Genomic DNA, 13741 nt, shown 5'->3' on the forward strand with positions numbered 1-13741 from the left:
GAGAGCCGTTTAACGGGAAAGTCCCCTCCTCAGTCCTGGATGTAGATGTTCGCACCGCTCTCGTGCAGAGCGCGGAGGGTTGCCGGGGTCTAGCTGCAGGTAACCGTCTGGTTGTTGACGACCAGCACGCCGTTGGCGTTGGTGGTTGCGGTGAACGCGGCGTGCATGCTCAGGGTCTTGGACGGGTCGGTGGTGCTGACGCCTTGGAAGTTGAACGTGGCATGCTGGACCGTGTTCTTGTTGTTCTCTTCATCGCCGAACCATTCCTGGACGTGCCCGGTCCACGAGGTGCGCTGGCCGTCGAGGGTTGTGGTCCACAGCGTGACGTTGCCTTCGGTTGTTTCCGTGTACCAAGTATCGTCCGCATTGTTGACTGTCAGGTGTTGTATCCAGCGACCGGTGCCGGTGTAGCTCGTAAGGCCAGGGCCCACGCAGGTAACAGGTATTGCCGCGTCAATGACGGTGCCGTGTGTTGTGGTGCTGGTCGTCGCCGATGCGGCGACCGCGGTTCCTGCAACCAGGGCGGCGGTGGCTGCCAAGGTGCCGATGGTGCGGATCATTGTTCTCTCCAATCGTGAATTGAAGAGCTGAGCCGAAAACGTGGCTCCCAGGTGTGCGATCACCCGCGGTGTCTGGACGTCTCCCGTTGAGTCTGCGTGTATTCGCAGGCTTCGTGCGCCGCTCAAATACTCCGAAGGTTAGCCAAAAGCACTCATTCGTGGGGGCCAGCCGACTGAGACCTGTCGGAAGGGATCAGACTCTTGTGACGGGTTCAAGGTAGGCCCCGGGAAGGGTGCTGTCAATGACTTTCAATGACTCTGGAGACTGCTTTAAAAGCGCTGGGGAAACCGTCCGGGAACTCAGTCCAGCAGGTGGAGGTTCGCCTTGGTGTCCACGTCCCCGCCGTCGGCGAGGTCGCCGCAATCCACCAGGTCCACCAACCCGGGGTGGGCTTTGAGGAAGTGCCGCGCTCCGACGTCGCCGGCCGCGGACTCCGCCGCCTGCCCGCGCAAGGCGGCATCGATGATCAGCGGGTGTCCCCGGCGGAGGGCGCCCGAGAGGTCCGGGTAGGCGGCGGCGGTAACACGGCCCGGGCGGTGCCTGGCCAGCAGCCGCGCAACCACCTGCGGACTCAGGCCCGGCTGGTCAACCAGGGCCACCATCACGTTGGTACCGGCGGCCGCGGCAGCGACCCCTGTCCGGAAGGAGCTGGCCATGCCGTCGTGCCATTGGGGGTTCTCAAGAGTCCGGTGGCGCGCGAGGCCGGGCAGGGAACGTACGGTGTCCGCCTCGGCGCCGAGCACCACAATAACCTCACCGCAGCCGCCGTCGAGCAGCACATCGGCCAGCACTTCCACCAAGGTCCGGTCGCGGAACGGCAGGAGCGCCTTGGGGCCTAGGCCGAGCCGTGTCCCGGCGCCAGCGGCGAGCAGGACGCCGATCGTGACCGTTTCGGACATGCCGTTCATGTGGACACCTTATCCCCGGCGGCACCGATTGTGACCGTACCTGCCGCCGGTCACAATCGTCGAGAATGCCCGCGGCGTGCAGGGGCAGGCAGGATCCGGCGGCGAGTATTCAGGGTCCCTCCGCGGAAATCCGCGCTTCTGGCGTGCCCGGGCCGGTCTGTTTCTCGCAGGGTAAGAATTTCGCTATGTGAAATTTAGATTCTCTCTTGCGGAAAAATGTGATGAGGCTTACATTGAATCCACCCCTCACTGGGACGTCAACGAAGACAGATTGGCTCTGAATCATGAACATTTCAGATTCTGCAGCGCCGAAGGCGAGCTCGGCGCTATGGGAGACGGGAGCGACGTTCATTCCGCTCCGCGTTTCCCCAGCACTGATCGCCAGAAATGGCACCGAATCCACCCGCCCCGGGATCACCCTGGACGGTATCGAATGACCCCGCAGAACAGCGCTGCCACGGTGTTGGAGCGCTTCACTGCCAAGCTTCCCGTCACTGTCCTAAAGGAACGCATCGCCAGGGTCCGCGCCGCGCTGAAGGCCCAGGGCATCGACGCCCTGGTGGTCTTCGCCAGCCCACGTTTGCTGGGCTCCCGGACCCGGACCACCGGATACGTCCAGTACCTGGCGGGATTCGCCTCCAAGCCGACCCCCTCCACCGTCGTGCTCACTGCATCGGGCGCGGCCGTATTGACCTTCGGCAACCACGAAACCCGCGAGTTCGGACTGCGCTCCAGCTGGCTGGGAGAGATCATCCAGGCCGGCGAGCAACGATCCCACCCGGGCGCCGCCGCGAGGTTCCTGTCGGACACGGGGATCACCCCCGGATCCCGGGTGGGCCTTATCGGCACCGATGAGCTGAACCACGCGAGCTACCTCGCGGTGGAGCAGGAACTTGGCGGCTACGAAACCGTCGCCGCGGACGCCCTGCTGGACCGCCTGCGCCTGACCCGGGCACCGGAGGAGGTGGACATGTTCCGCATCTCCGCGAAGATCTCCGACGCGATGGTCGCGGCCGCCTTCGCGGAGTCGACCCGCACCGGAGCTTCCGGTCCCTCCATCATGGCGGAGATCGAACACACCGGCCGGCTCCTCGGCGCCGATCTGGCCAACTGCTGGCTGTCCGTGGGAGAGGCTCCTCCCACCACGTACTTCGAGTTCATGGAACTGCCCACGGAGGTCACCTCGCGTGACCGCGTTCAGATGGGCACCACCACGGCCTACGAAGGATACTTCGGCCAGTGCCTCAGGATGGGAGTCAGGGGAACGCCGGGCCGGGAGCTCGCGGAGTACGGCGAGATCCTCCTGAACATCCAGGACGCCGCCCTCGCGGCAATGCGCCCCGGTGAGCCACTGCACCGCGTCATCGACGTCATCGAGGAGCTGTACGCGCAGCACGCTCCCTATACAAGGGAGACAGACCCCTTCCGATTCCAAAGCTGCCACGGACTCGGCCTCAGCTACGTCGAGCCCGGCATGGCCCGGGACCTGAACCCCCTCCGGGACAAGTCACTCGACCCCGACGGCGTTCTGATCGAACCCAACATGGTCATCGAAGTCCACCCGAACTTCACCGTTCCCGGACTGGGCTGCATCGTCGCCGGCGACATGGCCCTTGTGACGGAAGACGGCGCCGAATGGATCACCGAGTCCCCCCGCGGAATCTGGGAACTCTGATCCCCGTACCCGGCGGGTCAGGATCGAAGGCGCCCCGACCCGCCGGAACCAACAAAAGAACATCTTCGCTCAGCGGACCTGCCCCAAGGACCCGCCTGTTCGGCGACAACAAAACAGCAGCATCTCCGTGCCGCTCAACCCCTCAGAACCCCACTGAAAAGTCTCCCAGGAGCCCCCAAATGATCTCAAATTCCCACCGCTCACGGACCATCGGCCGTGCGGCCATCCTGACCGTTCCCCTCGTTGCGTCGATGCTGACGGCCTGCACCGCAGGTGGCGCCGGCGGCGGTGGCGGCGACGCCAGCGGCGGTGCAACGTCGATCGTCGCCGCGTTCAAGCACGAGTTCAACACCATGGACCCGCTGCGTTCCGACTACGCCCAGACCAACATGGTTGACAACGTCGTCTACGAGCCGCTCGTGAAGTTCGATGCCAAGAACACCATGGTCGGCGCCCTCGCCACCGAGTTCAAGGTGTCGGCCGACGCCAAGTCGGTGTCCTTCACCCTCCGCGACAACGTGACCTTCCACGACGGCACCCCGCTCACCGGCAAGGACGTCAAGTTCAGCTTCGACCGGTACGCCCGCCTCGGCCAGGGCGTCGCATCCCAGCTGCAGGGCTACGCGTCCACCTCGGTGGTGGACGACAAGCACGTGGTGGTCAACCTCAAGGCCCCCAACGCCTTCTTCATCAACGGGCTGGCCAACGTCTACATCATGGAGGCCGACGTGGTCTCCAAGAACGCAGGCTCTGACGACGCCCAGGGCTGGCTGCAGTCCCACGAAGCCGGGACCGGCCCGTTCCAGGGCACCGGAACCTCTTCGGCCGACGGCGCCACGGTCGCCCGCTACGACAAGTACTGGGCCTTCGACGAGAAGCGTCCCACGCAGATCGTCTTCCGCCGCATCGATGAGAGCGCCACGGAACGTGACGAACTGAAGGCCGGCAACGTAGACGTCGCATTCGGCATCTCGGCCGTCGACGCCGCCGCACTGAAGGGCGGGGAGAACGTGGATGTCGCCTTCCTCAAGACCTCCGGCCAGACCCAGCTGTTCTTCAACACCTCCACCGGCGCCACAGCCAACCCGCAGGTCCGCGAGGGCCTCAAGCTGGCCTTTGACTACGCGGGCGGTTTCCAGAAGATCCTCAACGGCAACGGCGCCATCTCCTCCGGCACAATCTCCGACGCCTTCACCTGCCGTCCGGAGAACTCCGCACCGTCGGCCCAGGACAAGGACAAGGCCAAGCAGCTGCTGGCCAGCCTCGGATCCCAGCCCCTGGAGCTCCGCTACCAGTCCGTCGACTCCGTGCAGACCCAGCTCGCCACGCTCTTCCAGTCCAATCTGAAGGACCTGGGAGTGACTGTGAACCTCGTGCCGATCGCCTACCCGGACTACCTGAAGACGCTCTCCAGCCCGTCCACCATCCCGTCCCTGATGCTGCTGAACGACTACATCCTGACCCCGGATCCCGGCGCCAGCCTGGATAAGTTGTACAACTCCAAGAACATCGGCAGCACCAACAAGGGCGCGTACTCCAACCCGAAAGTCGATGGCCTCCTGGCACAGGCCCGCACCATTTCCGACCCGACCAAGCGCTGCGAGGTCTACAAGCAGGTCGAAACCCAGGTTGCGTCCGACTCCGTCTCCGCGAACCTCTACCAAGTGACGTTCCCCGTGGGCTACCGCAAGGACCTCAAGGGCATCGTCTTCGACTGGTCGGCCACCCCGATGTCCTACTTCAACGTCCGGGTGGGGTGACAAAAGTGGCCAACAACCCGAAACAGCAGACGGCAGTCTTCCTGCTGAGAAAGGCTGCGTCCTCCTTCATCACGCTGGTCGGCCTGAGTGCCTTCGTCTTCATGATGGTCAAGCTCATCCCGGGCGACGAAGCCCGCGTGGCCGCAGGTGAGAACGCCTCCACCGAACAGGTGGAAGCGATCCGCCACAGCCTGGGCTTCGACCAGCCGATCCCCGTGCAGTTCGTGGCTTTCATCGGCCGCCTCCTGCACGGCGACCTGGGAACATCCATCACCACCCACGTCTCGGTCACCCAAGGCATCCAGCAGGTGCTGCCCCAGACCATCGAACTGGTCCTGCTCGCCGTGCTCATCGTGGTCACCGTGGTGGTCCCGCTGGCCACGGTCTCGGCCCTGCACCGGGACGGCAAGACCGACTACACCTTCAAGATCCTCGTGATCGTGAGCGCCGGCCTCCCCACCTTCTGGCTCGCCCTGCTCCTGCAGTACGGGCTGGGCACCAAGGCACAGCTGTTCCCCATCTCGGGGCGCCTGTCCCGCAGCATGCACGTACCGACCCGGACCGGTTCCGTGGTGCTGGACTCCCTCCTGGCCGGGAACCCCCTGGCCGCCTGGGATGGTCTCCAACACCTCATCCTGCCGGCCGTCGTCCTCGCCCTGCCCTTCGGGGCACAGCTCTACAGGATGCTGCGGGCCGAGCTCATCCAGGTCCTGGCGCGTGAACACCTCACTGTCGCCCGTGCCAAGGGTGTCCCCCGGCGGCAGCTGGTCATGCAGCACGTGCTGCCCAACGCCATCGGTCCCTCGATCACCTTGGTCGGCATCCAGTTCGGAGCCATGGTGGGTGCCGCGGTGCTGGTGGAGTCCGTGTTCGGCCTGGTGGGAATCGGCTCCTACCTGACCAACGCCGTGGGCCAGAAGGACACCTTCGCAGTCCTCGGCGGAGTCCTCGTCATCGGTGCGCTGGTGGTCGTCTCGAACTTCGTCGTAGATATCTTGCAGTTGATCCGTGACCCGCGCCTGCGGGCCGGCCAGTTAGGAGCATGACCGTGGCCGCAACCCTTCCCGTATTCGCCCCCGAGCGACGGAACTGGCGCCGCGCCATCAGCGGGCTCCCAGGCATGCAGCTGGTCGTCCCGGCCGTGGTGGCGCTCCTCCTGCTGCTCGCCGTCGTCGGGCCCCTGATCGCCCCGGATGCAATGGTCTACCGCTCCGACATCCTGAGCGCGCTCGCTCCGCCGAGCAGCGCACACTGGCTCGGCACCGACGAACAGGGCCGCGACGTCTTCTGGCGCATCATCGCCGGCGCACAGTCCTCCCTGTTGTCCGCCGTCGCAATCGTCACAGGCTTTTCCTTCGTGGGCGTCCTGGTGGCAACCCTGGCCACCCTCGGCGGCAAGTGGGCGGACGAAGTCCTGATGCGCATCGTCGACGCCGCCCTGGCGTTCCCGCCGATCATCTTCGCCCTCGGTGTCGCCGCCGCCCTCGGTCCGAGCCTCAGCTCGGCGATCATCGCCATGATCCTCACCGGCTGGCCTGTCACGGCCCGCGTGCTGCGCGGCGTCATGAAGGAAACCATGAGCCAGCCGTTCGTCGAGAACGCCCGTGTCCTGGGCGTCTCGCGGACCCGGCTCATGCTCCGGCACGTCCTTCCGAACTCCCTGGACGTCCTGGTGGTCAAATGGGCCGGCGACGTGGGCAACACGATCCTGATCCTCGGTGGCCTCTCCTTCGTGGGCGTGGGCGCACAGCCCCCGAGCGCGGAATGGGGCGCCATGGTGACCAGCGCCAAGGGTGTCATCGCCACCGCATGGTGGGCGGCGTTCACCCCCGGCATCGCCATCGCCATCACGGCGACGGCGTTCGGCCTCCTGGGTGACATCCTCCAGGTCCGCTTCAATCCTGCACTCCGCAAACGGTAGGACCGGAAAATGAAAACTATGACCAACACCCCAGCAGAACAGACCGGCGGACGCCGTCCTGAACCTGGCGTCCTGCTGTCCGTGCGGGACCTCACCATCGAGGCAGGGTCCGACGAACTCGCCGTGCGCCTCGTCGACCGTTTCAGCCTGGACATGGCCCCCGGCGACCGGGTGGCCCTCGTCGGCGAATCGGGCTCCGGAAAGTCCGTCACGGCCCGTGCCATCATGCGCCTGGACCCTGACTTCCGGCTTTCCGGAACCGTCGACTTCCAGGGACAGGACCTCCTGAAGCTCAATGAGAAGCAGATGGTCGCCGTCCGCGGGCACAAGATCGGCATGGTCTTCCAGGACCCCATGGGCGCGCTCAACCCGCTCATGACCATCGGGGAACAGGTGATGGAGCCGCTCCGGATCGCCGGAGTGAACCGCGCCGAAGCCGAGCGCCGGGCCAAGTCCGTCCTGGAGGAGCTCGGCGTGGCCAACGCCGAGTCCCGCATGAGGGCCTACCCGCACGAGTTCTCCGGCGGCATGCGCCAGAGGGTCGTCCTGGCGATGGCGCTCATCTCCGAGCCGTCCCTCATCATCGCGGATGAGCCCACCACCGCCCTGGACGTCCGCGTCCAGGAGCAGGTGCTCACCCTGATGGACAAGGTCTCGAAGGAACGCGGCCTGGCCGTGCTCCTGATCACCCACGACCTCGGCACGGTGGCCGGGTTCACGGACCGCGTGGCGGTCATGTACTCCGGCCGCAAGGTGGACGAGGCCACGGTGGACTCGCTCTTCAGCAACCCGGCCCACCCGTATACCCAAGGGCTGCTCCAGGCGGTGCCGCGCATCGACCAGACGGTCCCGCGCCTGCTGACCATCCCGGGGGCGCCGCCGCACCCCCTCAGCCGCCCCACCGGCTGCGCGTTCAACCCGCGGTGCCCCAAGGCGTTCGATTTGTGCTTCGTGGAATCGCCGGCACTCCGTCCCTCGCCCGACGGCGGAGTCGTGGCCTGCCACCTCTACGGCGACTCCGGAAAGGAACAAGGATCATGAGCCTCCTTGAACTGCGTGACGTGTGCAAGACCTTCCACGCCCTCGGACGGGAGCCCGTAAGGGCCCTCAAGGACATCAATCTCACGGTCGAGTCCGGAACCATCACCGGCCTCGTGGGGGAATCCGGCTCCGGGAAGACCACCATCATCAAGAGCATCATGGGCCTGGAAAAGCCCACGAGCGGCACGATCACCTACGACGGCATCAACATCCCCGAAGCCAAGGGGGACACGCTCAAGCGGATCCGGCGTGAGGTCCAGTTCGTCTTCCAGGACCCCACTTCCAGCCTGAATCCGCGCATGACCGTGGAGCAGCTGGTGGGCGAGGGACTCCTGGTCCACAAGCTCGCCTCCGGGAGGGCGCAACGCCGCGAGCGGGCTGCGGAACTGCTCACCATGGTGGGCTTGAGCACCCGCGACCTGGAGCGGTACCCGCGCTCCTTCTCCGGAGGCCAGCGCCAGCGCATCGCGATCGCCCGGGCGCTCGCGGTAGGGCCGAAGCTCCTGGTCTGCGACGAGCCGGTCTCCGCCCTGGACGTATCGGTCCAGGCCCAGGTGCTCAACCTGCTGCAGGACATGCAGGAGGAGCTTGGCTTCACGGTGCTGTTCATCGCCCACGACCTCGCCGTGGTGCGGCAGATCTGCTCCCAGGTGGCCGTCATCCAGACCGGCCAGATCGTTGAGGAAGGCCCCTCCGAGCAGGTGCTGGCGGCGCCGTCGCACCCGTACACCAAAGCCCTGCTGGCCGCCGTACCGAACCCCAACCCGACCATCGCCCGCCAGCGCGCGCTGGAACGAATCAACGAGAAGGTTGCATGATGACCGACGTCAACGGTTCCGCCGGAACCCAGACCCACCGCGTCCGCGTCGGGGTCGACGGCAAGAAGATTCCGGAATCCGCCAAGCGCGGCCCGCTGGCCACCGTCTCCCACGCCCACGAGCTGGGCATGGACGGCCTGTTCTTCCGGACCGTCCTGGACATGAGCCCCACCCTGGACTCCGCTGAACTGCAGGAGATCCGGCAGCGGGCCGATGAGCTGGACCTGTACCTGGAGACGGGCCTGGGCAAGGTAAACCCCTACGCCAATCCGGAGGCCCCCGAGCTGCGGGCCATCGGAGGCGGGGATATCGTGCTCGGCTTCCGCCGGATGATGGAGGCAAGTGCCGCCATCGGCTGCCGTGAGCTGTGGGTGGCGACGGCCAATTTCAAGGGCTCCTACTTCGGCCGCTTCGCCTACGACCGTTTCCGCACCGATGTGGACTGGAGCGACCAGCTGGCTGCGACGGAGAAGTTCCTCAAGCGGCTGGCCCCCATCGCCCGGGACCTGGGCATCCACATGAACCTGGAGACCCACGAGGAGATCACCAGCTTCGAACTGGTCCGCCTTGTGGAGGCTGTGGGCCCGGACGTGACGGGCATCGTCTACGACACCGCCAACGTCCTGCAGCGCATGGAACACCCTGTGTTCGCGGCGCGGCGCGTTGCGCCGTACGTCCGGCAGACGCACCTCAAAGATGCCTATGTGGCACATGACGACGGCGGCCTGGTCCACCAGCTGCGGCCGTACGGTGAGGGGGTGGTGGACTTCGCCGCTGTGCTGCCGATCATCGTGGCCGCCAACCCGGCCATGAATGTCACCATCGAGAACCCGCAGTCCTATCTGGACAAGGCCCCGAGCCAGCGCCCGCGGGTGATCGAGGCCTTCCACCCGGAGTTCCTGAAGGGCCACCCGGACCTGACGGTCGAGGAGCTGGCTGCCTACCTGGACATGATCCACCGTTATGAGCAGCGGGTCGCCTCCGGCGAGGTGGCCGACTGGCGGAGTTACCTCACCCAGCCTTACGAATATGCCGAGGCCGTGGAATGCATCAAGACCGGCGCCCGCATGGCCCGGTCCATCATCAGCGATGCCGGCTTCCCCCTGCACACTCCGCTGGCGGAGACCGCCACCGCCGGCCACTGATTTCAGCAAAGGACACACCATGATCAACCCCAACCGCGAATACCGGCTGGAGGGGAGCCACTGGGTCAGCCCCGTGAACTTCGACGACGAGGTCACCCGCGACTTCGACTTCCCCAAGCCGTTGGGCCTGATAGACAGCACGCTGCGCAAGACGAACTACACGGCCGGGGCCCAGACAACCATCGACGGTTTCCTCAGGATCGCCCAGGCGCTGGAAGACATCGGCATCAAGGACGAGAGCCTCAACCTGGACTGGTGGGGCGACGACACCCCCAATGCCCGGGAACTGGAAATGGTCCGGGAAGTCCTGGCCGGCGGCTTCGCCTTCACCTGCAACGTCTATGCCGACACCCTGCTGGGCAACGGCGAGGGCACTCCGCGCATCGACCCACGTTCCACCGTGGATCTCCTGCTGTCCATCGGCGCCAAGGTCATCGCACCGGGTATCGTGGAGGCGTCGTCCCCTGAGAGCGAAGCCCGGCAGCTGCGCCAGTTGGCCGAGGTGGTGGAGTACGCCACCTCCTCCGGCCTGGAGTGGACCGTCACCCTGGCCCAGGCCGGCCGGCGGGGCTTCGACAGCATGATGCGCGTGGCCAACGAGGCTGTGGCCCTCGGTGCCAAGAGGATCGATCTCATGGACTCCACCAGCAGCCTGAGCCCGGAGGCCATGCGGGTGTTCATCCGACGCTTCCGTTCCCGCCTCACCACCGAAGTGCCGCTGACCATGCACGTGCATGACGACTTCGGCCTCGGAACAGCAGGGGCCATCGCGGCCGCCGCCGCGGGCGCAGGGCCCGATGTCTCCGTGAACGGGGTCTCCTACCGCTGTGGCTTCCCGCCGCTGGAGGAGGTTGCCACCAGTCTGGAGGTCCTCTACGGCGTGGACACCGGCATCAAGCTGTCCGGCCTGCAGGCACTTTCGGACCTGGTGTACCGGGAGACCGGCCTCCCGAACCCTGCCCTCAAGCCGGTGACCGGAGGCTACGCCTACCTGAAGAGCACCACCGCGGACGTGCTCAGCTCCTTGCGGGACGGTGTCCGGACCTTCCCGCCGATCTCCGGCTGCCTCCACGCGGACGTGGTGGGCGCCGACATCCGCTGGGTCTGGGACCGCCTGAGCACCCGCGCCATGGTGCGCCAGCTCGCCGCCAACCTGGGCCTTGAGCTCAATGGAGGGGAAGTGGAATCCGTCTACAAGGCCCTCAACGATGCCATCGACGCGATCCCGGAGTACCCGCGCTGGCTGACCCCCGAGCAGGCCTCGGCCGTGTGCCAGGAGACGGTGGACTTTTCGCGCCAAGTGAGCCAGCGATGAGGGGGTGACAACCACACCGCAGGAAAGTCGGAAGCCAGCATGCCCGGTCCCGTTGAGGCCGGGCATGCCCCTTTCCGGCCGGACGTGAAGGAGGCCCGAGGCTTGATTGTGACCACGGTGAGGTCTGGCTCACCTTGACGGAGGGGTGACCGGGATCATATCGTTATTTCACCATTCAAAAATCTGATTCCGCCATATGGAATTGCTCGGCGAAGAGCCGTTCAGCCGTGGCGGAACTTCCTGTGAAGTAACGTTTAGAAGTGGAGACCAACGATGAATTCGACATCCCCGGTCGGCAACGCATCGGCTCCGGAACAGGCGCTGTTGCCCAAAGGTTCCGTTCATCCCGCGGCGGGCAATGAAGCCCTGTGCGAAGCAGCCTCCACGGCGGCGGGCCGCGCCATCAGCCCCAGCCTGTACAACCTGGATCTGGCCCCCACCAAGAAGGAGGGGCGGCGCTGGACCAGTTACAGCATCTTCACCCTCTGGGCCAATGACGTCCACAGCCTCGGCAACTACGCCTTCGCGGTGGGCCTGTTCTCCCTCGGACTGGGTGGCTGGCAGATCCTGGTGGCCCTCGGCGTCGGTGCGGCGCTGCTGTTCGCGCTCCTGAGCTTCTCCGGTTTCATGGGATACAAGACCGGCGTGCCCTTTCCGGTGATGAGCCGCATCAGCTTCGGCATCCGCGGCGCGCAGCTTGCAAGCCTCATCCGCGGCGCCGTTGCAGTGGCCTGGTTCGGCATCCAGACCTTCCTGGCCTCCGTGGTGTTCCGCGTCATGCTCGTGGCCATGATCCCGGGCCTGAAGGACCTGGACAGCAACTCGATCCTGGGCCTGTCCACGCTGGGCTGGCTGACCTTCGTTGCGCTCTGGATCATCCAGCTCATCATCGTCAGCTTCGGCATGGAAATGATCCGCAAGTACGAGGCCTTTGCCGGCCCCGTCATCCTGGTCACCATGGTGCTCCTGGCAGCCTGGATCTTCTTCGAGGCGCACGGTTCCATCCAGTGGACCGGGATCAAGGGCCTTGAAGGCGGCGAGATGTGGCGCACCATCTTCGCCGGCGGTGCCCTGTGGGTTTCCATCTACGGCACCTTCGTGCTGAACTTCTGCGACTTCACCCGCTCCTCGGTCAGCAAGAAATCGATCGTCCGCGGCAACTTCTGGGGCCTCCCGATCAACATGCTCGTCTTCGGCGCCATCGTGGTGGTCCTGGCCGGCGGCCAGTACAAGATCAACGGCACCGTCATCGAGAGCCCCTCGCAGATCATCCAGAGCATTCCCAACACCTTCCTGCTGGTCTTGGCCTGCCTCGCGGTCCTCATCCTCACCATCGCCGTGAACCTGATGGCGAACTTCGTGGCCCCGGTCTACGCCCTGACCAACCTTTTCCCGAAGCACCTGGACTTCCGCAAAGCCGCGTGGGTCAGCGGCACCATCGGGCTGGTCATCCTGCCGTGGAACCTCTACAACAACCCGCTGGTGATCGTGTACTTCCTGGGCGGCCTCGGCGCCCTCCTCGGCCCGCTGTTCGGCGTGGTCATGGCCGATTACTGGCTCCTGCGCCGCGGCAAGGTGGACGTTCCGGCGCTTTACAGCGACGCTCCCGGCAGCCCCTACTTCTACAAGAAGGGCGTGAACCCCAGGGCGATCGCCGCCATGATCCCCGCCGCTGCCGTCGCCATCCTGATTGCCTTCGTCCCGGCACTGGAAGCCGTTGCGCCGTTCGCCTGGTTCTTCGGAGCAGGCATGGCCGCCATTGCGTACTATCTGCTCTCGGACCGGAAGCAGAACCACGACGACGTCTCCGGCGAGCCGATCGCCGTCGTCAGCACCCACTAAGAACGCCGCTTGCCGAGAGGAAAAACGATGCGCATCCTTGTCGCCAACGTGAACACCACCCAAACCATGACTGATTCCATCGCAGCCCAGGCGGCGGCCGCCGCCGCGCCGGGCACCGAAATCGTGGGGCTGACACCCCGCTTCGGTGCCGATTCCTGTGAAGGCAACTTCGAAAGCTACCTCGCTGCGATCGCCGTCATGGACAAGGTGCTCAGCTACCCGGAACCGTACGACGCCGTTGTCCAGGCAGGCTATGGCGAGCACGGCCGCGAGGGCCTGCAGGAACTCCTCGACGTCCCGGTCGTGGACATCACCGAGGCCGCGGCCAGCACGGCGATGTTCCTGGGCCACAAGTACTCCGTGGTCACCACCCTGGACCGCGCCGTTCCGCTCATTGAGGACCGCCTGAAGCTGGCAGGCCTCGATGCCCGCTGCGCCTCCGTGCGCGCCAGCGGCATGGCCGTCCTGGAACTCGAGGAGCACCCGGACCGTGCGGTGGAAGCGATCGTGGAACAGGCAGAGCGTGCCGTCCGCGACGACAAGGCCGAGGTGATCGTCCTCGGCTGCGGGGGCATGGCGGGCCTTGACGAGCAGATCCGCCAGCGCTGCGGCGTGCCCGTGGTCGACGGCGTGGCCGCCGCGGTGACCATCGCCGAGTCGCTGGTCCGGCTGGGCCTCTCCACCTCGAAGGTGCGCACCTATGCTGCGCCGCGGCCCAAGACGGTCGTGGGCTGGCCCATTGCCGGCGCATAGGG

13 protein-coding genes are annotated in these 13741 nt (G+C 65.8%); 11 read left to right on the plus strand and 2 right to left on the minus strand.

What is annotated here, in order from left to right:
• Positions 1-89 precede the first annotated feature (89 nt).
• Positions 90-560, minus strand: a complete 471-nt coding sequence (locus tag ACNQPB_RS01010; protein ID WP_498748355.1) for a hypothetical protein — start codon at positions 558-560, stop codon at positions 90-92.
• Between the two features lie 300 nt (positions 561-860).
• Complete coding sequence (gene nboR, locus ACNQPB_RS01015; protein ID WP_498748357.1) at positions 861-1469, minus strand: nicotine blue oxidoreductase; 609 nt, start codon at positions 1467-1469, stop codon at positions 861-863.
• Positions 1470-1753: 284 nt separating this feature from the next.
• Between nboR and ACNQPB_RS01020 the strand changes: the two genes are divergently transcribed.
• The 11 genes from ACNQPB_RS01020 (at position 1754) to ACNQPB_RS01070 (ending at position 13739) form a co-directional block, all read left to right on the plus strand.
• Complete coding sequence (locus ACNQPB_RS01020) at positions 1754-1906, plus strand: hypothetical protein (RefSeq protein ID WP_498748359.1); 153 nt, start codon at positions 1754-1756, stop codon at positions 1904-1906.
• Positions 1903-3144, plus strand: a complete 1242-nt coding sequence (locus tag ACNQPB_RS01025; RefSeq protein WP_498748361.1) for a M24 family metallopeptidase — start codon at positions 1903-1905, stop codon at positions 3142-3144. Before ACNQPB_RS01020 ends, ACNQPB_RS01025 begins: the two co-directional genes overlap by 4 nt.
• Positions 3145-3323: 179 nt before the next feature.
• Positions 3324-4904, plus strand: a complete 1581-nt coding sequence (locus tag ACNQPB_RS01030) for an ABC transporter substrate-binding protein (RefSeq protein ID WP_498748362.1) — start codon at positions 3324-3326, stop codon at positions 4902-4904.
• 5 nt (positions 4905-4909) lie between these two features.
• On the plus strand, positions 4910-5950 hold the full coding sequence (locus tag ACNQPB_RS01035) for an ABC transporter permease (RefSeq protein ID WP_498748364.1): 1041 nt from the start codon (positions 4910-4912) through the stop codon (positions 5948-5950).
• A gap of 2 nt (positions 5951-5952) precedes the next feature.
• Positions 5953-6825 carry an ABC transporter permease gene (locus tag ACNQPB_RS01040; RefSeq protein WP_498748366.1) on the plus strand — a complete coding sequence of 291 codons (873 nt, stop codon included), beginning with the start codon at positions 5953-5955 and terminating at the stop codon, positions 6823-6825.
• An 18-nt stretch (positions 6826-6843) separates the two neighbouring features.
• Entirely contained in the window at positions 6844-7866 is a 1023-nt protein-coding gene (locus ACNQPB_RS01045; RefSeq protein ID WP_498748368.1) for an ABC transporter ATP-binding protein, read from the plus strand.
• Entirely contained in the window at positions 7863-8684 is an 822-nt protein-coding gene (locus tag ACNQPB_RS01050; RefSeq protein WP_498748370.1) for an ATP-binding cassette domain-containing protein, read from the plus strand. The genes ACNQPB_RS01045 and ACNQPB_RS01050 overlap by 4 nt, the downstream gene beginning before the upstream one ends.
• The gene (locus ACNQPB_RS01055; protein WP_498748372.1) at positions 8681-9829 is read left to right on the plus strand and encodes a sugar phosphate isomerase/epimerase family protein; all 1149 of its coding nucleotides are present in this window, start codon (positions 8681-8683) and stop codon (positions 9827-9829) included. The genes ACNQPB_RS01050 and ACNQPB_RS01055 overlap by 4 nt, the downstream gene beginning before the upstream one ends.
• A 19-nt stretch (positions 9830-9848) precedes the next feature.
• The gene (locus ACNQPB_RS01060) at positions 9849-11144 is read left to right on the plus strand and encodes a hydroxymethylglutaryl-CoA lyase-like TIM-barrel protein (protein ID WP_498748374.1); all 1296 of its coding nucleotides are present in this window, start codon (positions 9849-9851) and stop codon (positions 11142-11144) included.
• Positions 11145-11417: 273 nt separating this feature from the next.
• Positions 11418-12986, plus strand: a complete 1569-nt coding sequence (locus ACNQPB_RS01065) for an NCS1 family nucleobase:cation symporter-1 (protein ID WP_498748376.1) — start codon at positions 11418-11420, stop codon at positions 12984-12986.
• Positions 12987-13013: 27 nt separating this feature from the next.
• Positions 13014-13739 carry an aspartate/glutamate racemase family protein gene (locus ACNQPB_RS01070; RefSeq protein WP_498748378.1) on the plus strand — a complete coding sequence of 242 codons (726 nt, stop codon included), beginning with the start codon at positions 13014-13016 and terminating at the stop codon, positions 13737-13739.
• Positions 13740-13741: the final 2 nt, after the last annotated feature.

The sequence above is a fragment of the Curtobacterium sp. LFS079 genome (assembly GCF_047977865.1).
Taxonomy (GTDB): domain Bacteria; phylum Actinomycetota; class Actinomycetes; order Actinomycetales; family Micrococcaceae; genus Arthrobacter.